The organism is Sulfurimonas sp. HSL-1716 (assembly GCF_039645975.1).
Classification (GTDB): domain Bacteria; phylum Campylobacterota; class Campylobacteria; order Campylobacterales; family Sulfurimonadaceae; genus Hydrocurvibacter; species Hydrocurvibacter sulfurireducens.
The window spans coordinates 1,419,200-1,444,483 of the sequence record NZ_CP147918.1 but is presented as its reverse complement, the minus strand read 5'-3'; the positions used below and the strand labels follow the sequence as shown (position 1 = coordinate 1,444,483).

At 43.7% G+C, this 25,284-nt stretch carries 24 protein-coding genes; 10 read left to right on the top strand and 14 right to left on the bottom strand.

Annotated features, from left to right (window positions below):
• Positions 1 to 22: 22 nt before the first annotated feature.
• Both ftsY and WCY03_RS07280 read right to left on the bottom strand, forming a co-directional pair.
• The gene (ftsY, locus tag WCY03_RS07285; RefSeq protein ID WP_345991607.1) at positions 23 to 907 is read right to left on the bottom strand and encodes a signal recognition particle-docking protein FtsY; all 885 of its coding nucleotides are present in this window, start codon (positions 905 to 907) and stop codon (positions 23 to 25) included.
• A complete protein-coding gene (locus WCY03_RS07280) occupies positions 907 to 1,461 on the bottom strand; it encodes a TlpA family protein disulfide reductase (protein ID WP_345991605.1) in 555 nt (184 codons plus the stop codon). The genes ftsY and WCY03_RS07280 overlap by 1 nt, the downstream gene beginning before the upstream one ends.
• 51 nt (positions 1,462 to 1,512) lie before the next feature.
• Here WCY03_RS07280 and WCY03_RS07275 point away from each other — a divergent pair, with 51 nt between their 5' ends.
• Positions 1,513 to 2,142, top strand: coding sequence for a 5-formyltetrahydrofolate cyclo-ligase (locus WCY03_RS07275; RefSeq protein WP_345991603.1), 630 nt, complete (start codon positions 1,513 to 1,515; stop codon positions 2,140 to 2,142).
• Complete coding sequence (gene rny, locus WCY03_RS07270; RefSeq protein WP_345991601.1) at positions 2,072 to 3,640, top strand: ribonuclease Y; 1,569 nt, start codon at positions 2,072 to 2,074, stop codon at positions 3,638 to 3,640. Before WCY03_RS07275 ends, rny begins: the two co-directional genes overlap by 71 nt.
• Positions 3,641 to 3,678: 38 nt before the next feature.
• On the opposite strand, the gene WCY03_RS07265 is transcribed toward rny, so the two are convergent.
• The 3 genes from WCY03_RS07265 to WCY03_RS07255 all read right to left on the bottom strand — a co-directional run bounded on the left by WCY03_RS07265 (position 3,679) and on the right by WCY03_RS07255 (position 6,992).
• Positions 3,679 to 4,197 (bottom strand): GNAT family N-acetyltransferase, encoded by a 519-nt coding sequence (locus tag WCY03_RS07265; RefSeq protein ID WP_345991599.1) that lies wholly within the window; start codon positions 4,195 to 4,197, stop codon positions 3,679 to 3,681.
• 2 nt (positions 4,198 to 4,199) lie between these two features.
• Positions 4,200 to 6,035, bottom strand: coding sequence for an ABC-F family ATP-binding cassette domain-containing protein (locus tag WCY03_RS07260; RefSeq protein WP_345991597.1), 1,836 nt, complete (start codon positions 6,033 to 6,035; stop codon positions 4,200 to 4,202).
• A gap of 63 nt (positions 6,036 to 6,098) precedes the next feature.
• Entirely contained in the window at positions 6,099 to 6,992 is an 894-nt protein-coding gene (locus WCY03_RS07255; RefSeq protein WP_345991595.1) for a cation diffusion facilitator family transporter, read from the bottom strand.
• On the opposite strand from WCY03_RS07255, the gene cmoB reads away from it, so the two are divergent.
• Together cmoB and WCY03_RS07245 are read left to right on the top strand one after the other, a co-directional pair.
• Positions 6,910 to 7,947, top strand: coding sequence for a tRNA 5-methoxyuridine(34)/uridine 5-oxyacetic acid(34) synthase CmoB (cmoB, locus tag WCY03_RS07250; RefSeq protein ID WP_345991593.1), 1,038 nt, complete (start codon positions 6,910 to 6,912; stop codon positions 7,945 to 7,947). The two genes, WCY03_RS07255 and cmoB, sit on opposite strands and share 83 nt — an antisense overlap.
• On the top strand, positions 7,940 to 8,452 hold the full coding sequence (locus WCY03_RS07245) for a hotdog domain-containing protein (protein WP_345991591.1): 513 nt from the start codon (positions 7,940 to 7,942) through the stop codon (positions 8,450 to 8,452). The genes cmoB and WCY03_RS07245 overlap by 8 nt, the downstream gene beginning before the upstream one ends.
• Here the strand turns inward: WCY03_RS07245 and WCY03_RS07240 are convergent.
• From WCY03_RS07240 to msrA, 3 genes are all read right to left on the bottom strand, one after another.
• Positions 8,449 to 9,042, bottom strand: coding sequence for an MBL fold metallo-hydrolase (locus tag WCY03_RS07240; protein WP_345994069.1), 594 nt, complete (start codon positions 9,040 to 9,042; stop codon positions 8,449 to 8,451). The genes WCY03_RS07245 and WCY03_RS07240 overlap by 4 nt on opposite strands.
• On the bottom strand, positions 9,042 to 10,703 hold the full coding sequence (locus WCY03_RS07235) for a methyl-accepting chemotaxis protein (protein WP_345991590.1): 1,662 nt from the start codon (positions 10,701 to 10,703) through the stop codon (positions 9,042 to 9,044). Before WCY03_RS07235 ends, WCY03_RS07240 begins: the two co-directional genes overlap by 1 nt.
• 72 nt (positions 10,704 to 10,775) lie before the next feature.
• Positions 10,776 to 11,960, bottom strand: a complete 1,185-nt coding sequence (msrA, locus tag WCY03_RS07230) for a peptide-methionine (S)-S-oxide reductase MsrA (protein WP_345991589.1) — start codon at positions 11,958 to 11,960, stop codon at positions 10,776 to 10,778.
• 123 nt (positions 11,961 to 12,083) lie between these two features.
• On the opposite strand from msrA, the gene WCY03_RS07225 reads away from it, so the two are divergent.
• Genes WCY03_RS07225 through thrC form a run of 6 tightly spaced genes read left to right on the top strand, consistent with a single transcriptional unit; the run spans position 12,084 to position 18,154 of the window.
• Complete coding sequence (locus tag WCY03_RS07225; RefSeq protein WP_345991588.1) at positions 12,084 to 12,902, top strand: ferritin-like domain-containing protein; 819 nt, start codon at positions 12,084 to 12,086, stop codon at positions 12,900 to 12,902.
• 59 nt (positions 12,903 to 12,961) lie between these two features.
• Positions 12,962 to 13,768 carry an NAD+ synthase gene (locus WCY03_RS07220; protein WP_345991586.1) on the top strand — a complete coding sequence of 269 codons (807 nt, stop codon included), beginning with the start codon at positions 12,962 to 12,964 and terminating at the stop codon, positions 13,766 to 13,768.
• 9 nt (positions 13,769 to 13,777) lie between these two features.
• Positions 13,778 to 14,899, top strand: coding sequence for a DegT/DnrJ/EryC1/StrS family aminotransferase (locus WCY03_RS07215; RefSeq protein ID WP_345991585.1), 1,122 nt, complete (start codon positions 13,778 to 13,780; stop codon positions 14,897 to 14,899).
• Entirely contained in the window at positions 14,896 to 15,807 is a 912-nt protein-coding gene (locus WCY03_RS07210; RefSeq protein WP_345991582.1) for a tetraacyldisaccharide 4'-kinase, read from the top strand. The genes WCY03_RS07215 and WCY03_RS07210 overlap by 4 nt, the downstream gene beginning before the upstream one ends.
• Positions 15,807 to 16,658, top strand: coding sequence for an acetylglutamate kinase (gene argB, locus WCY03_RS07205; RefSeq protein ID WP_345991580.1), 852 nt, complete (start codon positions 15,807 to 15,809; stop codon positions 16,656 to 16,658). The genes WCY03_RS07210 and argB overlap by 1 nt, the downstream gene beginning before the upstream one ends.
• A 26-nt stretch (positions 16,659 to 16,684) precedes the next feature.
• The gene (gene thrC / locus WCY03_RS07200) at positions 16,685 to 18,154 is read left to right on the top strand and encodes a threonine synthase (RefSeq protein WP_345991578.1); all 1,470 of its coding nucleotides are present in this window, start codon (positions 16,685 to 16,687) and stop codon (positions 18,152 to 18,154) included.
• Positions 18,155 to 18,179: 25 nt separating this feature from the next.
• Here thrC and WCY03_RS07195 read toward each other — a convergent pair whose 3' ends face one another.
• The 6 genes from WCY03_RS07195 to WCY03_RS07170 are packed head-to-tail and all read right to left on the bottom strand — an operon-like array spanning position 18,180 to position 25,281.
• Positions 18,180 to 19,391, bottom strand: coding sequence for an ABC transporter permease (locus WCY03_RS07195; RefSeq protein WP_345991577.1), 1,212 nt, complete (start codon positions 19,389 to 19,391; stop codon positions 18,180 to 18,182).
• Positions 19,381 to 20,061, bottom strand: a complete 681-nt coding sequence (locus WCY03_RS07190; RefSeq protein ID WP_345991575.1) for an ABC transporter ATP-binding protein — start codon at positions 20,059 to 20,061, stop codon at positions 19,381 to 19,383. Before WCY03_RS07190 ends, WCY03_RS07195 begins: the two co-directional genes overlap by 11 nt.
• Positions 20,058 to 21,266 carry an efflux RND transporter periplasmic adaptor subunit gene (locus WCY03_RS07185; RefSeq protein ID WP_345991573.1) on the bottom strand — a complete coding sequence of 403 codons (1,209 nt, stop codon included), beginning with the start codon at positions 21,264 to 21,266 and terminating at the stop codon, positions 20,058 to 20,060. The genes WCY03_RS07190 and WCY03_RS07185 overlap by 4 nt, the downstream gene beginning before the upstream one ends.
• Before the next feature lie 9 nt (positions 21,267 to 21,275).
• Positions 21,276 to 22,451: a TolC family protein gene (locus WCY03_RS07180; protein WP_345991571.1), complete on the bottom strand. Its 1,176-nt coding sequence runs from the start codon at positions 22,449 to 22,451 to the stop codon at positions 21,276 to 21,278.
• A gap of 10 nt (positions 22,452 to 22,461) precedes the next feature.
• Positions 22,462 to 23,277 carry a polyphosphate kinase 2 gene (ppk2, locus tag WCY03_RS07175; protein ID WP_345991569.1) on the bottom strand — a complete coding sequence of 272 codons (816 nt, stop codon included), beginning with the start codon at positions 23,275 to 23,277 and terminating at the stop codon, positions 22,462 to 22,464.
• A 21-nt stretch (positions 23,278 to 23,298) separates the two neighbouring features.
• The gene (locus WCY03_RS07170; protein ID WP_345991567.1) at positions 23,299 to 25,281 is read right to left on the bottom strand and encodes a diguanylate cyclase; all 1,983 of its coding nucleotides are present in this window, start codon (positions 25,279 to 25,281) and stop codon (positions 23,299 to 23,301) included.
• Positions 25,282 to 25,284: the final 3 nt, after the last annotated feature.

Below are 25,284 nucleotides of genomic sequence, written 5' to 3'. Positions count from 1 at the left end.
AAATATGACATATTGTCATATTTTAATTTTCTTCCTCTGCTGCGAAGATTTCATCAAGCAGACTGTTTACAAATTCGTATTTGTCGAATTTGATAAGATGTTCAGGCTGCTCGCCGACACCGACGTAGAGTATCGGAAGCTGCAATGCATAAGCAATGCTAAAGACGGAACCGCCTTTTGCCGTCCCGTCAAGCTTCGTTATGATGATGCCGTCTATGCCGATCATCTCGTTAAAGGCTTTTGCCTGAGCGATGGCCGAGTTGCCCTGCGTACCGTCTATGATGAGTATCGTTCTGTGCGGGGCTCCCGCATGTGCTTTTTCGCAGATACGGTTTATCTTTTTAAGCTCGTTTGCGAGGTTTGTCTGGGTGTGCAGACGACCCGCAGTATCTATGATGACATTGTCCAAATTTTTGGCTTTTGCCGATTCGATGGTATCGTAAGCGACGGCAGAGGGATCATGCCCCTGACGAGAGAACACGATCGGGATATCGAGTTTGTCCGCCCATCGGGTAAGCTGCTCGATCGCTGCTGCTCTAAACGTGTCCGCAGCTCCGAGCATAACGCGTTTTCCTTCGTTTTTGTACATAGATGCCAGCTTGGCGATGGTTGTGGTTTTACCCGCACCGTTGACGCCTATAATCAAGTCGACAAAAGGCGCGTCGTATTTCGGCTGTGCATAGCTTGAGTATGCAAAAGTCGCCAGCAGCTTGGCTTCGAGTATCTGACGTGTTACTTTTTCTTGATAGATCTCGTTTAGAATGATCTCTACCAAAGCGTATTCGACATCGGCTTCAAGAAGTATATCTTCCAATTCATTTTTTGTTAAGGTGAGCTTTTTTTTCGGAACGACCGTTTTTATGGCATCGACGGTCTTTTTAAGCCCCTGCTTTATAAATCCGAACATTATTTTCCTAATGCTTTTTTGATGTCGCTCTCAATAAACTCTTCAGGTGTTGCGCCGACATAGTACTTTATCAGTTTTCCGTCTTTGTACATCACCATCAACGGGATAGGAAAGTCCGCACTTAGTCCCTCCAGCGTAGAAGCGATCGAGAAAGCAAGTTTGCGGTTGTCTTCGGAGGTAAGCATCATATAATCGGCGCCGTTATCGTTTTTGAACTTGACGACCTCCGATGCTGCCAGATCTTTTTGTATGGATATGCCCGCAACTATCAGATCGTCTTTATATTTATGCTGCAGCGACGACAGATGTGATGCTTCGGCGCGGCACGGCGGACACCATGTGGCAAATATATCGAACAGTACGACCTTGCCTTTGACATTGTCAAAAGTAAAATTATTTCCCTCTTTGACAACGGTGTGTTCTTGGTTGCTTAAATCCTTTACCATAAATTTGTTTGAGGCTATCATAGAATTTTCATCATTTTTCTTGTCACTGCAGGCTTGGAAAAGCAGAGTAACGGCTAAAGCTGAGAGTATGAGTGATTTTTTTAGCATATAAAACCTTTTATTGGATAAAATATACGAAATTATATCAAAAGATTGAAAATGGACATGACAAAAGAGAACTTTCGCAAAAATTGTTTGGAAAAATTCTGCAGATCCTCAAAATTCAACAAAATTTATCGCGATAATTTGATAAACAGGCAGCTGATAACGCTATTTAAAGAGGTAAAGGGCCAAAATATACTTTGTTACTGGCCGCTCGGACTGGAGGTCGATATAAGAAAAACGATCGCTAGAATCAGAAAAAATAATAATATTTTTCTTCCGTTTATGCAAGAAATCAGTTTTAAAATGGTACCATTTAGATTACCGCTGTCACGAAAAAAGTTTAATATATATGAAGCGGGAAACAGTTTTAAAAATATAAGAAAAATTGATGTAGCTATTATTCCTGCGGTTGGAGTTGACAAAAAATCGCGACGTATTGGATTTGGAAAAGGAATGTATGATCGTTTCTTTGAAAAACTCAAAAATGATCCATATAAAATTTTTTTACAATCACAGATCTGTTATACGGAAAAAGATATTTGTGATACCCATGATATATCGTGCGATATGTTGATAACGCCGAGAATAAGATTGTTGCATCGAAGGAAAGTAAATGCTGACTATCGTACTGTTAGGGGCTTTAATAGCCATCGTAAGCGGGGTAGCAGGTTTTTTCATTTCTAAAAAAGTTTCAAGTGCCAATTTTGAGATATATGTAGAACAGGCAAGATCAAAAGCCAAAGCCATCGAGAGCGAGGCCGAACTACTTTTACATAAAGCGAATTTAAAATCTCAAGAGATCGAGTTGGAGGCCAAAAAAGAGTACGAAAGCGTCAAAGACCGCGTGAAACGCGATATGCAGGAGCGTGATGACGAACTTCAAAGAAAAGAGCGTGAGTTCGGCAAATATAAAGAGAGCGAAACGCAGAAGTTAAAAAATGAAAATTTGGCATTATCCAGTGAAAGATTGAAATTAAAAAGAAATGAGAAATCTCTAGAAATAATAAAACATGATTATGAATCGCGTATCGACGATGTCATAAAAGTTTTAGAGGGTGCCTCGGGAATGACAAAAAAAGAGGCTAAAACGTTGCTTCTTCAAAAAGTTGAAGAGAGCTCGCGTGCGGATATTTCACATATTGTCCGCAAATATGAAAACGAAGCAAAAACGGAAGGGCAGAGAAAAGCCAACTTCATTCTGGCGCAGGCCACGACCCGCTATGCAGGAGATTTTGCAAGCGAAAGGCTCGTGAACAATATCTACCTTGAAAGCGACGAACTAAAAGGGCGCATCATAGGCAGAGAGGGCAGAAACATTAAAGCGCTGGAGATGGTTCTGGGCGTCGATATCATCATTGACGATACGCCAAATACCATTGTTGTGAGCAGTTTTAATCTTTACAGACGCGCCATCGCCACACGGACGATAGAACTTCTTGTGGAGGATGGCCGCATCCAGCCCGCACGCATAGAGGATATCTACCAAAAAGTGTGTGACGAGTTCGAAGACAAGATACTGCAAGAGGGTGAAGATGTTGTTGCGAAGATGGGTCTTCCTCCTATGCACCCCGAGCTGATGAAGCTTATAGGAAGACTCAGGTACCGTGCCAGCTACGGACAAAATGCACTTGCGCATACGCTTGAAGTGGCGCACTTGGCGGGCATCATGGCTGCAGAGATGGGTGGTGACCCGCTGTTGGCAAAAAGGGCGGGTCTGCTTCATGATATCGGCAAATCTCTGACGCATGATGTCGACGGCAATCACGTCGACCTCGGAGTAGAGGTGTGCACGAGATACAACGAGAGCGAAGTGGTGATAAACGCCATCTATGCTCACCACGGGCATGAAGAGATCAAAAGTGTGGAGTGCGGCGCTGTCTGTGCTGCGGACGCGCTCTCAGCTGCCCGTCCGGGCGCAAGACGCGAAGTACTCGAAAGTTTTTTGAAGCGGGTAAGTCTGGTCGAAGAGATAGCTTCAAAACATAACGGCGTCAAACAGAGCTATGCCATAAATGCGGGTCGTGAACTAAGAGTCATCGTGAATGCGACACTGATAAACGATGATGAATCCGTGCTTCTGGCAAAAGAGATAGCAAAAGAGATAGAGGAAAAGGTCCAGTATCCCGGAGAGATAAAAGTAAACGTGATACGCGAGACAAGAGCTACCGTTTACGCAAAGTAAAATCATATGTAAGGCAAAGCCTTACATGCGGGAGTCTCTCAATCCATCCATTTGGAAGCGTCATAACCGTCGCTTGGACGCACTATCTCCTTATATTCCAGTTTTTTTATCATCGTAAATATCTCTCTGCCGTCAACGAGGCTTTTTGTATCCGAACCTTCCAGCGGCGTAAATCCAAAACGTTCATAGAATTTTACGGCAGGAGATTCTTTGAGTACATCCACAAATATCTGTTCAAACTTTGCCGCCGCTTCCAAAAGGAGCTGTTCAAGCATCATGGAACCCAAACCCTCTCCTCGAAACTCCGGTTTTACGGCGATGGTCAAGACGGGCAGGGTATCTAGCAGGCGTATCCACGCTGCCCCGGCGATCTTGTGTCCTTTTAAGAGATATATGCCGAGATCTCTGCTAGTGAGTCCGTAGTGCTCTGTGAACTTTCCCAGCTCAGGAAAATCTTGAAATGTTTTTCCAAGTTCGTCCAGACGGTAGGCAAAATAAAGCATATCCGATGCTATCTTCTGCTCGGACGAGCGTAAAAAATAAAGTTCTGTCTGCATGGTTATCCTTCTAAATCGTTTAATCTTCTTTCATAACTCTCTAACAGCTCGTCAAGCCTGTTCTGTGTCTCTTCCATCAGCTCAAATTTTTCCTCTACGGCATTTTCGAGTTTTGAGATGAGCTGTGAGAGTTCCATTATCTTGGAGTTATCCGAAGCGTTTGAAGCTTTTATGAGTTCGGTATGATGCACTTTGAGTTCCTCTTCTGTCTTTATAATGGACTTCTCTGCGTTTTCAACCTCTTTTTTCAGCGGCGAAGTGAGTTTGCTTCTCTCTTGGATGAGTGCGGCTCTGAGTTTTTTATTTTCCGCTCTGTTCGTTTTGGGTGCAGGTTTTGGTTTTTCCTCCGCATCTTCCTCTTCCCAGCCTATTTTTTCCAAAAACAGGTCATAACCGCCGTCAAAATACTCCGCACCGTTTTTGCCGAAGATGATGAGTCTGTCGCATACGCGGCGAAGCATCTCCTGAGAGTGAGTGACGATGACAACGGAGCCTTTGAAGTTTTGTATGGCGAGAGTGAGGGCTTCTATGGAATCCATATCCAAGTGGTTGGTAGGTTCGTCCAATAAGAGCAGGTTCACATCGCGTGCGAGTATCTGTCCGAGCATGACGCGGCTTTTCTCCCCGCCCGAGAGGAGCGATATCTTTTTTTTGGCACTTTCGCCGCTAAACATCATTGCGCCGCAGATGCTTCGCACCGTTGATTCCGAGAGCTTCGGATTTCCCAGATAGATCTCGTCCATAACGGTATTGTTTGGATGCAGACGGGCAATATTTGTTTGTCCGAAATGAGCATGTTGGGCCGTCGTGTGAAAACGAACCTCTCCGATAAGCGGCTTTAACTCACCTGCGATGGTATTTAAAAGCGTGGATTTTCCTTTGCCGTTTTTCCCGATGATGCCCAGGCATTCTCCTTTTGCCAGAGCAAAAGAGATGTTCTTAAAGAGGATGTTCTGCGGACTGTATCCAAAACTCAGATCTTTTACTTCCAGCAGGATCTTTGCCGGCGTGTCTTTGAAGTTGAAGTCGAACTTGAGGGTAGGATCATATCCGAGATCATCTAAGAGATCCATTTTTTCCAGCTGTTTTACTTTTGACTGAGCAAGGGCAGCGGTGGAGGCGCGCACCTTGTTTTTAGCTATGAACTCTTCGAGCTCTTTTACTTTTTTATCCTGGTTGATTTTCTGCTTTTCGTGCAGCTCTTCATCTGCTTTTAACTGGGCGTAAAACTTATGAGTATCTCCGGCGATGATGTTTAACGATCTGCGGATGATTCCCATCGTATGGGTTGTCACACCGTCCATAAAATCTCTGTCATGCGTGATGAGAATGACCTCTCCCTCAAAAGTTTTTAAAAAGTTTTTCAGCCAGCGGAGCGAGACGATGTCGAGATAGTTGGTAGGTTCATCCAAAAGAAGCAGATTGGGCTCGGCTACCAAAAGCTTCGCCAGATTAAGACGTATCTGATATCCTCCCGAAAAGGAGAGGGGGCTTTTGTCCAGATCTTCATGAGAAAATCCGAGCCCGAAAAGGATCTTTTCGACCTTGTAGATACTGAACTTGTCATCTTCGCCAAGGGCTAGGGCGACTTCATCTTTGATGCTAGGCTCGCTGAACTCAAGATGCTGCTTGAGCGCACCTATCTTGTAGCCTTTTGGTATGACGATTTCGCCGCCATCAGGCGTTTCTTCGCCGAGGATAATCTTAAAAAGAGTAGATTTTCCGCTGCCGTTTTTGCCGACCAGCCCGACCTTGTTGCCGGAATTTAGTTTAAAGTTCAAGTCGGAAAAAAGTTCTTGCGAAGCAAAACTTTTCGAGATGTTTATAAGCTGTATCATTTGAGTCTTTTTTATTTATGGGATTTGATCGGATCGATCTGTTTGATGCGTCGTGTTCTTTCTTTAGTATTCATCTTCCGTTTCGTTCATTTCCGAGTCATCATATGGATCGAGATGTACGAGAGTATGGACCTTATACTCCGGAAAAAGCTTTTTGAGTTTCATCTCGATCTTGTCCCCGACCACATGGGCGTCATAAAGGGTCACGGTGACGTTGAAAACCAAGTGAACGGAGATATAGATATGTGAACCCGCTTGTCTGGTGCTTAAAAAATGGTAGGTCGTTATCTCTTTTTCACTTTCAAGCAGATCTTTTATCTTGTTTACGTCCTCCTCTTCCAAAGCGACATCCAAAAGCATAAGTACTCCCTCTTTAACGATCGGAAAAGCCGAATAAAACATATATACCGCGATACCGATACCCAAAACAGGATCGATGAGTTCCACTCCGGTCATAGAGATGAGACCAAGAGCCAAAAGGACGGCACCGTTTGAAAAGAGGTCCGTCTTATAGTGAAGGGCGTCTGCACGGATGACCATATTTTTCGTTTTTTTTGCGATATAATTTAAAAACAGGACCAAAGCACCGGTTATGACGATGGAGAGCACCATCACCACGATCGATTCCTGCAGATGCTGCGTAGGAGTGTCGTTTGCGATCTTCATGATCGCCTGGTAGAGGACAAAAATTGCCGACATCGAGATGATGGTGCCCTCGACTACGGCCGCAAGCGGTTCAAGCTTTCCTCTTCCGAAGTTGAATTTGTCATCAGGTTCTTTTTGTGCGTGGCCGAGTGCAAAAAAGTTAAACGCCGATACTGTAAGGTCTAAAAGAGAATCAATCGCCGAGGCCAGTACCGCGACCGAGCCGCTCATGACGCCTATAATCATCTTCAGACTTACCAAGATCGCCGCCACCGACATGGACGCAACGGTGGCTTTTTGTTCAATACGCATAAATATCCTGTTTTTTGTTGAGATTATAACAAATAGTTGTTACAATAGCGAAATGAATTTAGATGAGATTAGAAAAGACAGACAAAAGTGGATGACGTGGAAGAACATAGCTCCGCTCAGAGATATCATAGACAATCTGCCCGATGTCGATGTCAGGATGGAGCTCGGCGACACGGTGACGCTTTCGTGCAGTGAGCCGATAGATTTGAAGCTCATAGAAGAGAATGCCAGAGCCATGATGCCGTGGAGAAAGGGACCGTTTGATCTTTTTGGTCTGTTTATAGATACCGAATGGAAAAGCAATATCAAGTACAATCTTATCCGTCCCTATTTTGATCTCAAAGATAAGCGGGTAGCCGACATAGGGTGCAACAACGGATACTATCTTTTTCGCATGCAGGAGGATTCCCCTAAAAAGCTGATAGGCTTCGATCCTTCGGCTTTATACAAGACGCAGTTTGATTTTATAAACCATTTTGCAAAGACGAATATCGTTTATGAACTTTTAGGCGTCGAGCACCTGCCATTTTATGAAGAGAAGTTCGACTTTATATTTTGTCTGGGTGTGCTTTATCATAGAAGTGATCCCGTGATGATGTTAAAAGATCTCTATAAAGGGCTTGATACCGAGGGCGAGGTTCTGCTGGACACGTTTTATATAGAGGGCGATGAAGAGATGGCTTTGACACCAAAAGGAAGTTATTCTAAAATACCCAACATCTATTTCGTGCCTACGATACCCGCACTTAAAAACTGGTGCCTTCGCGCCGGTTTTTCCGGTTTTGAAGTCTTAGAAACATCCAAGACGTCGACGGATGAACAGAGAAAAACCGACTGGATCGAAGGGCAGAGCCTTGAAGATTTTTTAGATCCTGACGATAGTAGTAAAACCATAGAGGGATATCCCGCTCCAAAAAGAGTATATGTAAAACTTATTAAGGAAAGAAATGGCTAAGAAAAATAAAAACGAAATTGAAAACGAAAACGAAGAAAATGAAGAGCAGGACGAAGAACTGGGGATAGAAGAGTATAGTAACGAAAATACCGTATATCTAAAAACTCATGACAGCATACATCAAGAGCTGTGCGGCGAGATCCATAAACTGGAGTTCGGGTATGCCGAAACCGAGCTGAAAACTACGCATGAGATGCTTGCAGACGAAATGGGACTGATCCACGGCGGATTTGTCTTCGGTGCCGCAGATTATGCAGCGATGGCCGCAGTAAACGAAAGAAACGTCGTCTTGGTTGCGAGCGAATGCCAGTTCCTTTCACCCGTAAAACTAGGAGACATCGTAAAAGTTACGGCAAAAGTACGTCATAAAGAGGGGCGCAAAAGAAACGTGGAAGTGGAAGCTTTCGTATTGGATATAAAAGTCTTTACGGGAGTGTTTAAAACCGTCATCACCGAAAGACATGTATTAAAACTTAAACTTCTCGACAGTGCGGGAGAAGCTTAGAGCATATTTATCCAGTAAGGCGCGTTTTGCTGTTCAGCGGCAATCGTCGTAGAATCGCCGTGCCCGGGGAAAACCGTTTTATCGTAATCCAATTTCGAGAATTTTTTCAGACTCTCTTTCATCGCTTCGGGATCGGAATAGGGAAAATCCGTTCTGCCTATCGAGCGTTCGAATATAAAATCTCCGCTAAACATAACATCTCCGATCTCAATGGTAGAACATCCCGGACAATGCCCGGGAAAATGGCGGAACTTGACCTTTACGCCTTCAAAATCAAACTCTGCATCACCCTCTACTTCAACGTCGGGAAATGAAGGCGGAAGGCCGGGCATCCAGCTGCTGTTTTGAAGCAAGAAGACATCGTCTTTTGGAGTGTAAAGCGGGATATGGAGTTTTTCTTTAAGCTCCTGATTGCTCCATACATGGTCGAAATGCCCATGCGTATTGAGGATGGCTACGGGATTTGTGACGTTTTGCATGACCCATGGAGTCGCGCCGACACCCGGATCGATGATAAAATCTTTCCCTTCTACCGTTACGATATAGCAGTTTGTCTGATATGACCCCATGGGTTCTCTTTTTATTTTCATCATGTCTTAAATCTGTTTAGTTTGGTGTGGAGGTCTTTTGCGGATCTGTAAAGATTGTCCGCTATGTTTGAGAGTTCTTTCATTCCTATGTCGTTTTCCTTTGATATATCGTTTAGTGTATCGATCTGATGCAGCATATCGCTGTTATGCGAGAGTATCATATGTGAACCCTCTACGCTTTTTTCGGTCAATGCGGTTGTCTTGTCGATAGCATCTACGCTGTTGTTGATGTTGCTTTCGACATTTTTTGATATCTCGGAAAGATGCTGTATGTTTTTAGCGTTGTCCTGCATCTGCTGAGTGACTTCCATCACCGATTGAGATATGACGGTTATGGTTGCGTTTATCTCCGAGAGGCTTTTTTGCGTGCGTTCTGCGAGTTTTCTCACTTCATCGGCGACAACGGCAAAACCGCGTCCGTGCTCACCCGCGCGCGCAGCTTCTATGGCAGCATTTAAAGCAAGCAGATTCGTCTGGTCGGCAATATCGCCGATAAAGACCAATACATCTTTTATCTGTTCCATCTGAGAAGAGAGCTGGCTCAGTTTTACGTTGAGTTCGCCTTCAAGTTCCACACTGTGGTTCACGCTCTCGGTAAGGGTGTAGATATCGTTTTTTGCCTGCAAGAGCTGATCGTTCGTCTCCTGCATATTCTCTTTGGTCTGTTCGAAGTTCTTGGATGTCAGCTCTATGATCTCTTGGATAGAGTGAGCCTGCGCGGTCGTTTTTGTAGCGATCTTGAACTCTTCATCGACATGTTCTTTTATCTTCGCGACGATAATATTCATGTTTTGTGCGTCGTCTTGATTCACGCTTGAGACGTTTTTCGCTTCATCGACCGTATGACGGAGTTCAGATACGAACAGGTTGATACTTCTTGCCATGATCCCTGTCTCGTCCCTGTTTGAGACATGTATGGATTTTGTCAGGTTGTCGTATTCTGTTGAAACGGCGTTTGAAATATTTTTGACCGAAGAGGTGGTCTGTTTTATTACAAGATAGATGTTAAGTGCGGAAATGATAAGACCGATAAAACCGACGGTGATATTTTTTATGATGATCTCATTCATCTCTACGCGGCTGTTCGTAATAGCCAGAGTAACGCTAAAGAGGATGAGCAGGATGATGTTTCCAAAGATCGTGCTGAAAATGGAGAGGATCATCTTCTTGCCAAACGATAAGAATTGGTATCTATCGGAGAGCTCAATATCTTTGGTCCACTTTTCCAGATCTATGACGGATATGATAAAAACGGGAATAATGAACAAAAGGATAAGAGGAAGAGTAAAGAGCTGTGCTAGGATGAACTTTTGAGTGGTGACAAAATCGAAGTTTACGATCACTATGAGGGGACCGAGGCTGCTGTAAAGAAACTGTGCAATCATAAACCATACGGGAAGAGCGGCCAGGGTCTTGTGTGTTTTCTCGGTGATTTTTTTCGTCTCTACCGCATCTTCGACGATCTTGAGCTTCGCATTAAAGAAAAAAACGACGGCCGAAGTCACGATGAGCACGTAAGCGATCATCTGTATGGATAAGAGGATGGTAATTATCTCGTCAAGACTGAATATGTTTGAAAAGTAGACGATCAGCACCCAAGCGAACGGAGGGATCATAAATCCCGTTAAAAGAAGTAACAAAAGTTTAGTGCGATATTTCATTGATGCCCGTTCTTTAGTTTTTATAAAAAAGTATAACTTTTATTTGATAAATATACCTTTATGTCCATACGATTATTTTTTCAGCTTATCTCTGGGAACGAACTCCAATACCGTTGCGTTGATACAGAACCTTCTTTTGTTATTTGCATAGGGAAAGACATGCCCCAGATGGATGCCGCTTTTTTTTGCTATGACCTCGACTGCATGCACGCCGAATCTGTTATCATCTTTTTCTATCGTAGCACCGTCGACGGCTTTGTAAAAACTCAGCCATCCCGTTTTCGAGTTGAACCTGTCTCTTGTGTCAAAGAGAACGTCACCCGAGAGTTTGTCTATAAAGACGCCATCAGGTGTATTTTTAAAGATGTCGTACTGCTTGCAAAAACGGTTGTCGGTTCCTTGACTAAAAGCCACTTTGTAGCTTTCGGAGTTTTTTCCCAGCTTAAAATCACCCAGAGCTTTATAGAACTGCTTTTTGTCCATGTAGCCCAGATGCGACGATACCTCTTTTCCGTCTTGGATGAAGAGTATCGTCGGCGTCGCATACAGCTTTGTCTTTATGTTGAATCGGGAGAGTTCTCTTGCTGTTGCGTTTCTCAGCGGGATGGAACCGTGATAGGATGAGCTGACATCCTGCTTGAACTTTTCGCAATAGGGACAGTACCCCTCTGCGACCACGACTATGATCTCTTTTCCTCCAAGGGGAGCTATCGCATCTTTGGCGACGTAACCGCTTTTAAACTTCACGCCCGTACTATGGTTTGGACAGTATCCGTTTGGATGCTTTTGAAGGTAGTCTTGATGGTACTCTTCTGCTGCGTAGAACTTTTTAAGCGGTTTAATCTCGGTCACTATCTTTCCGTAACCGTTTTGATTTAAGAGCTTTTGATATTCATTTTCGGTCTCAAGCGCTATCTTGTGCTGGTTCTCGTTGGTATAGTATATGGCGCTTCTATAGTTTGTTCCGATGTCGTTTCCCTGACGGTTGAGCTGAGTGGGATCGTGAAGCTCCCAAAAATCTTTTATCAGCTCTTTTGCTGTTACCTTGGAATTGTCAAATTTTACTTTGACGGCTTCTGTATAGTTTATGATCTTTGGATCCTTGGAGTTTCTGTATTTCAGCAGATCGTCGTAAGTGGGGCTGGGATAATTTCCTCCGACATAGCCTGACTTAACGTCTATGACCCCTTCTACATGCTCATAATACTTTTCAACGCCCCAAAAACAGCCTGCTGCAAAAACGATTTCAACTATCATGATAAATCCTTTATAAGAAAAGTTTATACAAATAGATATTAAAGAGATTTTAGTAAAGATCACTAAAAAGACTCTGTCAGCTTTGCTGCAGTTAAAAGAGCTAAATAGTGTATAATTTTTATCATGAAGTTCTATGCACAACTGGAAAACATACTTTTACAAGCCGACTATAAAGCCAAGATAAAAAGTTTTGAAAATTTTTACGAAAGATATAAGAACGGCGATTTCTCTTTTGAAAAAAAGTATGAAAAAAAACTTTTTGATTCTCCTTCGTACGGCGCTTTTTGCAAGATCGTACCTCCGCAGGAGGTCCCAAAAAGAAAAAATCTTACCACCAAAGAGGGGCAGATATATCTGCTTCACGCCATCGCGCACATCGAATACAGTGCCATCGACTTGGCGCTTGATGCGGCTTACCGCTTTGCGGATATGCCAAAAGAGTACTACGACGACTGGCTTGAGGTCGCGGATGACGAGATAAGACATTTTCTTATGATCGAAAAACTTTTGACCGAGGCCGGCGGGCATTACGGCGACGTCGAGGTGCATGATGCGCTCTTTGAAGCGATGCAGCGCACTTCGCATTCGCTGCTTGAGAGGATGGCTGTGGTTCCGCGTTATCTCGAGGCAAACGGGCTTGATGCGACTCCCGCAATACTCAAAAAACTTCAAAAACTGCCAAAAAGTGAAATTCTCGAACGTATTATAAAGAGTTTGCAAATCATAGTCGATGAAGAGATATCTCATGTGCAAAAAGGGGATAGATGGTTTTCATATGCCTGCGTTCAAGAAGGCAAGGAAAAGGAGAGTTATTTTGCTATAATAGACAAATATTATCCTCTTTGGCTCGGCAAGAAGAAAGAACTCAATGTCGAGGCCAGAAAAGAGGCCGGTTTTTCCTGCGGCGAGCTGAAGAGGATAGCGCACAGTGATGTGTGTTAAAGCATCTTGCAAAAATTACGATATAATATTTTCCGTTAACGATAAGGTTTCAATAAAGTATGAAAAAGTATGCACAAATCACCGATTATCTGGTACGTTTTTTAGATAATGAGGTTCGAAAGACAGGACTCAAGCGTGTCGTGGTCGGATTAAGCGGAGGTATCGATTCGGCGGTGGTCGCCGTTTTGGCGCATCGCGCGTTTAAAGACGATCTTTTATGCGTGAAGATGCCCTCTCAATACTCCTCTCAGAGCTCTTTGGACGATGCACAAAGTCTCTGTATGGATTTTAAGATGAGATCGGTTACGAAAAGTATCGCGCCTCTGCTTGAGGCGTATGAATCGCAAAATCCCGATATGGACAACCTTCGCAAGGGGAATCTGTCTGCCAGACTCAGGATGGCCACGCTTTTTGACATGTCGGCAAAAGAGGGTGCGTTGGTCCTTGGTACAAGCAACAAAAGCGAACTTATGTTAGGATACGGGACTTTATACGGTGATCTGGCGAGTGCACTCAACCCTATCGGCGATCTATATAAGAGCGAGATATTCGAGTTTGCACGCTATCTGGGGGTTACCAAAAGCATAATCGATAAGCCGCCTTCTGCCGATCTCTGGGACGGTCAGAGCGATGAATCCGATCTGGGGTATAGTTATGCCAAGCTGGATGAAGCGCTTCGTCTTTATGTCGAAGAGAGGCTGAGCATCGAAGAGATAGTCAAACGCGGTGTCGATAAAGAGATGTTGGATATGATAATCAAGAAAATCTACGCAAATCAGTTCAAGCGTAAGATGCCCGTTATCGCAAAACTGACGTCACGTACGATAAATCACGATTTTAACTATCCAAGGGATATAAATTTATAAGGAGAGAATATGGAAGTTCCATTTTACAGACAAGAAAGCGGGGTCACGGAGCATGATAACATCGCTGATGTTTTAGACGGCGACGAGATAAATTTTGTTGAAAAACTTGAAGAAGACTTTAGATCATATACCGGTGCAACCTATGCCATAGCGACATCCAGCGGAACTTCGGCTCTTCATCTGGCTATGCTGGCCATCGACCTTAAACGCGGCGACAAGGTTATCTGTTCGGTAAATGCGTTTCCTTCCGTTCCTGAAGTCGTGCGACACTTCGATGCCGAACCGACTTTTATAGATATCGATCCTAAAACCTATAACATAGACCTTGATAAGCTTGAAAGCTATTTAGAGGACAACTCTTCAAGAAAGCTAAAAGCGGTGATTGTCAGTCATATAGCGGGTCAATGCGTTGATCTGGACCGTCTTTACAATATCGCAAAGATCTACGACGTAAAGATAGTCGAAGATGCTGCAGATGCACTGGGTGCGACATATAACGGCAGCAAGATCGGTGCGACAGGTGCGGACATTACATGTTTTAGTTTCTCGCCGCATCTTAAAAACAGCATCAGTAACGGCGGTATGATGGTGACGGATGATGAAGAGATACAAAACAGGGCCAGACTTCTTAGAAACCATGCCATGGTCGTAAGCGAAGATACTCTTGATTATATCTACGATGTCGTGGATATAGGGAATAAATACACCATGAGTCAGCTTGATGCGGCATATATAAGCGCGCAGCTTGAAAGACAGGATCAAAACATAAAAAGACAGCGCGAAATCGCGCATATCTACAGCGATGCGTTAAATACGACTCCTCATATCAGCTTGCCGAACTTGAGCAACGGCGATCATGCGTTTGCGTTGTTTATCATAGAGGTGGACAAAAATAGAGACTCGTTTGCAAAAGAGCTGGAGGAAAACGGTATAAAAACGGCTCTGCATTACATCCCTTTGCATCTGCTTTCATACTACAAGACAAAGTATATGTTAAGAGTAAACGATTTTCCTGTCGCTCTTAAAACGTTTCAAAAAGTGCTCTCTATCCCTATCTTCGCGTCGATGAGCGATGCAGAGATAAAATATGTGATAGATACGATCAAAAAGATAGCAAAAACAAGAGTTTGAAAAAATCTATAGTCTTTTGGATCGAGAGATATCTGTACGAGCCGGATATCTCTCAGCGTCTTTTATCTTTTTTACTTCTTCCGCTTACTTTCATTTACTGTTTGATAGTCTGGATAAAGTATAAAAGGGCAGTGCCTTTTGATCATGGCATAGATGTCATCAGCATAGGTAATCTCAGCGTAGGCGGAAGCGGGAAAACCCCTTTGACTACGGCACTGGCTTTAAAGTATGAGAATGCCGCCATCATCCTTCGCGGCTACGGAAGAAAGACAAAAGGGCTGCAGGTGGTTTCTGACGGCCGCGAAATACTTTGCGATGTGCTATGCAGCGGTGATGAAGCTATGATATATGCGCTTAAAGTTCCAAAAGCCGTAGTAATTGTCAGTGAAAAAAGAGAAGAGGGGATCAAAAAAGCCAAAGAGATGGGCGCAAAAATCGTTTTTTTGGACGACGGATACTCAAAGCACCACATAAAAAAGCTTGATCTTCTCATAGATGTTCGAAGCAAAAACGGTTTTTGTCTGCCTTCGGGTCCTTACCGCGAGAAGGCGTGGAGCGGGAAAAAAGTAGAGCTTTTACAAGAGGGAGTTGATTTTAAAAGAGCTGTTCGTATAGAAAACGAAACCGAAAATATGGCGCTTGTGACAGCTATAGCACGACCGCAGAGGCTAGATGCATTTTTGCCCCGGGTCGTGAGCAGGCACTATTTCGAAGATCATCATTTCTTTACAAAAGAGGAGCTTGAAGAGATCATGAAGTCGAGTAAAGCGGCATCTTTGCTCGTAACTTTTAAAGATTATGTGAAAATCAAGGATTTTGGTATTAATATTTCAATATTGGATCTAGACCTTGATGTCGATGAAAGAATATTTAAACTAATAGACGATTATGTCAAAGGGGATATGTGATGCAAAAGAAGATCGAGACAGTAAAGACGCTGCTTGAAGCATTGCCGTTTATAAAACAGTTCGCAAAACAAAAAATAGTCATAAAATACGGCGGTTCGGCGCAGACATCACCGCAGTTAAAAGAGCAGTTTGCAGAGGATATACTGCTTATGTATCTGGTGGGTATCCGCCCTATCATCGTTCATGGAGGGGGAAAAACCATCACGGATATGCTTGATGCGCTTAAGATAGAGACAAAGTTCATAGAGGGGCAGCGCGTCACGACAAAAGAGGTTATGCGTATAGTGGAGATGATCCTTAGCGGCGAAATAAACAAAGAGATCGTATCGCTTCTGAACTCCCACAGTGCAAAAGCGATAGGTATCAGCGGAAAAGACGCGCATTTTATTACAGCGGAGCCGAGAGATTTCGCAAAATGGGGACTTACGGGCAGGATCAAAAGTGTCAATGCCGACGTCATTACAAACCTTTTGGACGAGAAATTTGTGCCTGTCATTGCGCCTATCGCAGCAGGCGAAGAGATGGGACACCCCGGTTATAACATAAATGCGGACCTTGCGGCTTCATATATCGCAAAGTCTGTCGGTGCGAAAAAGATCATCTTCTTAACAGATACGGCGGGAGTGCTCAACAACGATAAAGAGCTTCTGCCTTCGCTAACGCGTGATGAGGTCGAAGCGCTTAAAGCCGACGGTACCATTCACGGCGGGATGGTGCCTAAAGTGGACGCCTGTCTTGAAGCGGTGGAAGGCGGAGTAGAGAAGGCTCACATCATCGACGGCAGAGTTGAACATTCGCTTCTTTTAGAGTTGTTTACGTCCGAGGGCGTCGGTACTCAAATTACGCTATAATTTCACAAAAATTTTTTGGACGAGATATGAACTTTATTGAAACACGCGGTAACGACGGTAAAAATCCTAAAGAGGTGACATTTTCAGAAGCGATACTTTCGCCTATCGCTTCGTTTGGCGGACTTTATGTGCCAAAAGAACTCCCCGCTCTGGGACAGGCCTTCTTAGACAAGCATCTAAACTCAAGCTACAAAGAGCTGGCAGGCGATATGCTTTCCCGTTTTGAGATAGACATAGACAAAAGCGTCATAGACGAAGCATTGAGTCTTTACGATAAATTTGATGATGCCGATAATCCTGTTCCTGTGGTAAAAGTGAGAGAAGATCTTTATGTGAGCGAACTTTACCACGGCCCTACGCGTGCTTTTAAAGATATGGCGCTGCAGCCTTTTGGTGTAGTGCTTTCATCCATAGCGCAAAAAAGAGGCGAGAACTATCTTATCTTGGCTGCGACAAGCGGAGATACCGGCCCTGCGGCTTTAGAAACGTTCAAAAATCGTGCGAACGTGCAGGTTGCATGTCTTTATCCTGATGGCGGAACAAGCGATGTGCAGCGTCTGCAGATGGTCACAGAAGATGCGGCGAACCTCAAGGTCATAGGGATAAACGGTGTTTTTGACGATGCGCAAAATGCTCTCAAACGTCTTCTTGCAAGCGATAGTTTCAAGTCGGCCCTAAAAGAAAAGAACATCCTTCTCTCGGCTGCAAACTCCGTGAACTTCGGACGTATCATTTTTCAGATCATCTATCATATCCACAGCTACCTGGAACTTGTGCGTCAGGGCGCCCTTACAATGGGAGAGAAGGTCTATCTAGATGTTCCCAGCGGAAATTTCGGGAATGCGCTTGGCGGATACTATGCCATGAAGATGGGACTGCCTGTTGAAAAGATCATCATCGCATCAAATGAGAACAATGTCCTCACACGCCTTATCAACACGGGAAGATACGATCTGGTAGGGCACGATGTAGTCTCTACGACATCGCCTGCGATGGATATCTTAAAGTCGTCGAATGTCGAGCGTATCTTGTACGATATGTTCGGAGACAAGCGTACAAAAGAGCTTATGAACGATCTTGATACGAAATTTGTCTATGAACTGACATCAGAGGAGCTTATAAAACTTCAAGAATCGTTTGCAGCCGATTTTTGTAACGGCGACGAGGGTAAAAAATATATTAAAGATACGTTTGCGTCGGGTTATCTGATGGATCCTCATACGGCGACATGTTTTAAAGCGTATGAGAGCTGTGCGACCGGAGATCATGTGACCATAGCGTATTCGACCGCAGAGTGGACGAAGTTTTCTCCTACGATCGCAAATGCACTCACGGGCGAACTTGACGCACATGACGAAGATGCGCTCAACGCAATTTCAAAAGAAGCGAAGCTGCCTATCCCTGTTATGATAAAAGAGCTTTTTAGCAAAGAGATAGCTCAAAAGACCGTCATCGAAAAAGAGATGATAGAGTCCGAAATCTTAAAGTTCCTGTAATTTTTTAATATGAATAGTTTTTAGACTATTCATACCTCAAAGCGTCGATCGGGTTCATGTTCGCCGCTTTTCTCGCGGGTATTATTCCAAACACTATTCCTATGAGCATCGAAAACATCAAAGCGGCGATCGTGATCGTCGGGTCGATTATGAGGATGATATCCATGCCGACCGAGACGCCGTAAGTGATGGCGATGCCGACTATCACTCCGACGATCCCTCCGAGCCCGGAAAGTACTACCGCTTCTATAAGAAACTGGATGAGGATATCCTGCGCCATCGCTCCGATAGCCATTCTTATGCCTATCTCGCGCGTACGTTCGGTTACGGAGACGAACATAATGTTCATGATCCCGATTCCGCCGACGACCAGAGATATCGCCGCGACGGCGCCGAGCATGATGGTAAGCATCGAAGTTATCTGGCTGATCGTATCCACAAGCGCGGACATACTTCTGACGGAGAAGTTCTCTTCATCTTCAGGTTTGAGATGGCGTCTCTCTTTTAAGACCTGCTGTATCTGCATGGATGCTTCTTCAAGAGGGATGTTCTTTTTTACGGCAGCCATGATAAGATGGATATTGTCGTTGCCGCTGATACGTCGTTGAAACAGCTTTAGCGGGACAAGTATGATATCGTCTTGGTCTCTTCCAAAAGTGTTTGCACCTTTTTCATCCAAAACTCCGGCTACTTCACATGAAAATTTTTGTATGCGTATCTTTTGGCCTAAGGGGTTCTGGTCTTGAGGGAACAGCTTTTCTACAACCGTTTTGCCGACTATACAGGTGTTTACGCCTGTACGAAGTTCGTTTTTGGTGAAGAGGCGTCCCGTTTTTAGATCCCAGTTCTGTATGCTGAAGTAATCGTTTAAAACCCCTCTTACGGTAGTTTGGTAGTTCTTGTCTTTATAAAGCACGGTTAAAGTGGTGCTTTCTGCGGGAGTTATCGCCTGCAGGGCGAATATGGACTCTCTTAAAACATCGATATCCTTCATTTTAAAAGGTTTGGAGACCAGCGCTTCGCTTCCGGGTCCATGCTCCTGGCTGGGAAAGATATACAGGGTATTGCTTCCGAGTTTGGAGATGCTTTGTGTTATGGACGCACTTGCTCCTTTGCCTATGTTTACCATGGCGATGACCGAGGCGATACCTATGACGATGCCGATAGCCGTAAGCAGTGAGCGCATAAGATTGCGTTTTATCTCGCGCAGCGCCTGCAAAAAAGCATTAATGAGCATTGTGTGTTTCCTTCTCTATCATACCGTCTCGCACGTGAATTATCCGTGAAGCGTAAGATGCTATCATCTCTTCGTGCGTTACCATGATAATGGTTATTCCCTCTTGATTGAAGCTTTTTAGGATATCCATTATCTCACGGCTTCGCTGCGTGTCCAGGTTTCCTGTCGGTTCATCTGCGATGAGCACCTGCGGTTTGGTCACGATGGCTCTTGCAATGGCGACGCGCTGCTGTTGTCCGCCGGAGAGTTCTGAAGGCTCATAATCCATGCGTTCGCCTAGACCGACGTTTACAAGTGCATCGTAAGCTCTCTTTTTTCTCTCTTTTGCATGGATGCCAAGATAGATAAGCGGCATCTCGACGTTCTCGAGAGCAGATGTCTTTTTAAGCAGGTTAAACCCCTGAAAGATAAAGCCGAGTACGTAACGTCTGAAGAGTGAACGCTGATCCTTTGAAAGAGCCCCGACATTGGTATCTAAAAAGGTGTAGCTGCCCTGGCTTGGAACGTCAAGCGTGCCAAGAATATTTAAAAGGGTGGATTTTCCGCTGCCGCTTGGTCCCATGATGGCGATAAACTCACCCTTTTCTATACGTATATTTATATCTTTAAGAACGGTTGAGGCTATATCTGCGGTTCCGTAAACCTTTGTGACCCCTTTGAGTTCGATCATTTTTTCTTTTCCTGAGTGACGATCACGGGATCTCCCTCTTTTAGCTGATCGGATTCTATCGCGACCCTAGAACCGCTGTCACCGAGTACTTTTACATATATTTTCTTCGCTTCGCTGCCCTCTTTTTTCCATATATGAGGTTTGGAGTCGATCGTGACCTTTGCAAACCTTCTTGAAGCGTTAAGTTTTTTTACTTTAGGTTTTACGGGTATGAAAAGCAGGGCGGCCTTTGGAACAATAAATACATTTTTGATGGTCTGCGTGGTTATATCTATATCTGCACTCATACCGGGTTTTAGAAGCATCGCCGAGTTGTCGACGTTCATGATGGCTTTATATGTCACGACACCCTCGAGTATCTCGGAGTTGACACGTACAAGCCTTACTTTTGCATTAAAGGTTTTATTTTCATAAGCATCTACCCGAAAAGTCGCATTTTGTCCGGCTTTCACTTTTGCTATGTCGGCTTCGTCGATGCTTGCTTGAAGTTCCATTTTTGTCAGGTCTTTGGCTATTTTAAAAAGAACCGGAGTCTGAAAAGATGCTGCTACTGTCTGTCCTGGATCGATGTTGCGTACAAGGATGATGCCGTTTACGGGAGAGTATATGGTCGTCCTTTGAAGGTCGTATCTTGCAGATATAAGGACCTGTTTGGCCTGTTCGACCTGGGCTTTGGCGTTAGAAACCTGAGCCTTTGCCACAAGATAGTTTGACCAGTCCTTGTCCCAGTCGTTTCTTGAAGGAAGAGCCCCTTTAGTGGACTCTTTAAGCAGTTTGTCTCTTGTGATGACCGAATCTGCCTGATAAAGCTGAGCCTGCGTATTTTCAAGAGAGGATTTTGCCGAAGCAAGAGAAGCTTCTGCTTTGTTCAGAGCGCTTTGGTATTTCGTTTTGTCGAGTTCGGCAAGGATCTCCCCTTTTTTTACGGCATCGTTGTAGTCGACAAACACTTTTTCGATCGTTCCCGAGACTTCGCTGCCGACTTCTACCTGCTCTATGGGCTGTATATTCCCCGTAGCCGATACGGTCATGACAAGGTCGCCTTTTTTTAGAGGTTCGGAGATGTACGAATATGCGTTTTGCTCCTCTTTGGGCGTAAATATCTCGTAGCTGATAAAAGCTATGATGAGGATAAATAAAAACAGCAAAAGCGTCCACACATATCTTTTGCTTTTATACGTAGTTACTTTTTGCATCTCTTGCATATATTTTCCTTAATGTTTTATGTCGAAATACAGAGATATCTTTTCTATCGCTATATTGTAGCTTTGTATTTTCTTTTCGATCTGCTGGATACTCAGGGAGTTTCCAAGAGATTCCAGATCGTACGAAGATTTAAAGCCCGCGTCGACCTGCTGTTTCGTAAAGTCGTAGAGTTCTGAGTACATCTTTATCATATCGTCGGCTACGGATATCTTCTCTTTATAATCGTCTATGTTGTTCTTGTGTTTGTCATACTCCTGCTCCAGTTCCAGCTTTCTGTCCTGCATGGCAGTTTTTGCCTGCAGGGCCTGAAGTCTTGCAGATTCGACAGTGCTAAGTGTGTTTATGTCCAGCGGCATGCTCAGTACCGCACCGTAACTGTATGCGTTGCCGTTATAGTCGGTCGTGTCGCCTCTGTAGTCCACATGCCCGTACGAGCCGTTAAATGTCAGTTTTGGAAGGTATGTCGAGCGTTTGTTCTTCCATGCCGCTTCTTTGGCGATATCGGTCTGTTTGTATTGTAGCAGTTCGATGCTGCGGGAGAGGTATTCATCTCTTGAAACAGACGGGATATCGGGAATCTTTACGGAGTCCACGTCTTGATTGTCGATAAGTTTTCTCAGTTCGAATATTTCGGCATGTAAAGCATTCTTGGTCGAGATAAGATTCGTTCTTGCATTGTCTCTGTTGATTGTCGCCTGATTTAGCTCGCTGATATCGGATGTTCCGACTTTGTATTTGGCTTTTATGATAAAAAGGTCGATATCCATATTTTTTAGAGTCAGCTCCTCTTGGTTCATCTTCAGCCTGTCGCGCTGGATCTGTGCTTTGAGAGTGTATATCTGCTTCAAATAGGTTGATTCTTCTATATCAACACCCAAAAGGTTTGCTTCTCCCGAAGCCTTTGACTGCTCTATGGTGTAGTAGATCCCTCCGCTTCTAAAAAGATCCTGACTCCACTCTATCTTTGCGTTTTTCGTTTCGCTGTCATTGTGCAGGGCGTCTTGGCTTTTGCTGGCCGATAGGGAAAGGTTCAAAGGGGATATCCAGCTTTTTGTCGAAACTTCGGTATCTTTTTTGATCTGTTCCCGTTTTAATTGCAATATCTCTTTTTTATTTGTCGAGATCGGTTGATCTCCGGCATAAGCTACGATCGCAAGCAATAAAACCGGGATCACTCTTTTCATGCGCTTGTCCTTAGTCTATCTCTTTTTTGATGTTCATGTTCGATTCCATTATCAGGATCTCTTCGTTTCCGTCAAGGACGATTGTATCGTCGGTTTTTAAAAACTCGTCTGATATTTTGTCGGGATAATCAATATGTGAAATTATATGCTTGATACAGTTAATACGCGCCATTTTTTTGTCATCCGAACGGATAATCGTCCATGGAGTTCCCGGAGTCTGGGAAGCCAATAGCATGGAGTATTTTGCGATCGTGTATTTGTCCCAAAGTTTTTGCGCTTTTTCATCTACCGGCGATATCTTGTAGTGCTTGAGCGGATCCGTTTTTCTGTCTTTGAACCGTTTTGCCTGTTTCTCTTTTGAAACCGAAAAATAGAACTTCAACACAAGAATTCCGGCGTTCATAAGCATTCTCTCAAATCCGGGAACGGAACGCAGAAAATCCTCATGCTCCTCTGGTGTACAAAAACCCATAACGGGTTCGACTCCCGCACGGTTGTACCAGCTTCGGTCAAAAAGTACTATCTCGCCCGCGGAGGGAAGATGGCTTACGTATCTTTGAAAATACCATTGCGTTTTTTCTATATCCGAAGGTTTATCAAGCGCGACGACACGCGCGCCGCGGGGATTTAGGTGTTCGGTTATGCGTTTTATCGTTCCGCCTTTTCCCGCCGCATCGCGGCCTTCAAAAAGCAAAAGAAGTTTCATTCCCGTGTCTTTTATATGGTTTTGCATCTTTAAAAGTTCTATCTGCAGGGTTCTGAGCTCTTTTTCATATGCCAGCTTCGACGCTTTTATCATAACTTTTACGAGTTTATCTTCTTTCATCTCTCTTCCTTCTTTGCAGTATTATAAAACATTTTTTTGTAACTCTTTTATGATTTCGATCTGTCTGTTGGATATAAACTGCACTATCTCCTCTTGTACGTCGGCCATTGGGCTTATATGCACTATTATCTTGAACTTGTCGGCTACGGCTATGAGCTTGTGCACGTTTCCGTTAAGTTCCATCTCGTGGTCGGTGATCGTCACTTTCATATCCAGACTCGTACCTATGTCGATATCGTAAAGATGGTCGATGATGATGACGAAACTGTTGATGGAGAGCGAATCGAGTTCCGCGTTTATGCTGTTTTTCGGTGATTTTACCGAGATATCGATCTGTCTTTGAAGTTTTACATGTATGCTTCTGCGATCCAGAGGCGAGGTGTCTACTGCTTTAAAATCACCTAGCATTACTTTGTTATGGACGGCATTCACCTCTATGACGGTCGCTTTGAAATTCGGTTTTTCGGGCATCTCGATATATACGTTGTCGTTACGGTATAAAGAGAAAAGCGAAATCTTTCTCAGAGTGACCGACATTAAACTGTTGTTAATGTTTAAAATATCCGCATCGGATCTTATCGGTATATCGAGATAGTAGCTGGTGATAGGGATCTTTTTATTCTCGTCATGATATGTATGCATCAGTTCAAGAAACATCTGCTGCAGCCGCAGGCGTTCGTTCTCTTTTTCCTGCATGATCGTTTCGTCGAAGACTATCTTGTCGTTGTTGTTCTTTACATGATTTAACAAAATATCGCCTCTTTCAAGGATGCTCTCTTTTGTGTCTTGATCATGGAAAAGAACGATGGCGGAGTTCGTGTTTATGTTGTTTGCGTATTTGTCTTTGGCGAGAATGTCGTCGATCTCTTTTACGGTGTTTTCCGCAACGCTGAGCGTCATATCGTCGCTCATCACCGCAAAACGGTCGATATCGATCCTGGCCGATCTTCCCGGGAAATGTTTGTTTAATACATCGGCAATGTTTTTTAAGATATGCTCCCCTTTTTCTTTGCCGTACATTTCGTTTGTTATTTTAAATCCCCGCAGATGCATCATCAGTATTTTGAAGCCGTTTTCAGGCAGTTTTTTCAATTTTTCCTCGATCATCTCTTCGAATCTCTTGAAGTTGGCAAGTTCGGTCGATGAGTCTTTGTAAACAAGATCTTTGAGCTTTTTTATCTCGCGCTGCTGTTCGGTGATGTTTGTAAACGTAAAGATGAAATCGTTCACGTTCTCCCCGACATCGGCGATTTTCATATGCATGATGGATTTTTTATTTGTGATATGATCAAATATCTCTACCTTACATTCGCCGTTGTTCTCTTTTATAAGCTTCTTTATCCATTTGATATAGTCTTGTGTTTTAAAGAGTGATTCGAAAGTGTTTACATGCTTTATGAATGCCAGAGGATAGGGATATTTCTCTTTAAACGCTTTGAGGCTTTTTATTCCGAGGGTAAGAAAGAACGCTTTGTTTGCCAGATGAAGTTCGCCGTCATGTATTTTAAAGACAATGTTGTCTTGAACGTCAAATACGGTCTGAAGACGTTCAAGATAATGTTTCAAATTTTTTTGCGAATGTTTGGCAATGTTCTTTTGGTCAAAGTTTGCAAGAACGCCCGAGAGGTTCCTGTCAAATACGAAAAAAATCTTTTGGATGGAGGAGATGTCTTTTGAAAACTCCGGATACTCTTTCCAGAGTTTATTGAAGATGGTCGTTCTCAGCCCCGAACAGATAGTAAAGATATCTTCGGATCTGATATTTTTTTCGATCATCAGGTCGACGAATTTGTTCATGATAGGACAGTCGTCCATCTTTTTTTTATCTTGCAAAACCTCTATATTGTGTGTGAGAATCGCGTGGGAGAACTTGGCCGAGAACTTTTTGATATCGATATGATAGTTTAGAAATATCTCTTTTATAACGGTGTTGTCAAGCCAAGTGTCGACCACTTCATCAGCTCTTTCTTTTAACCATTCTCCGATAAGATAAATCGCGTTCATAAA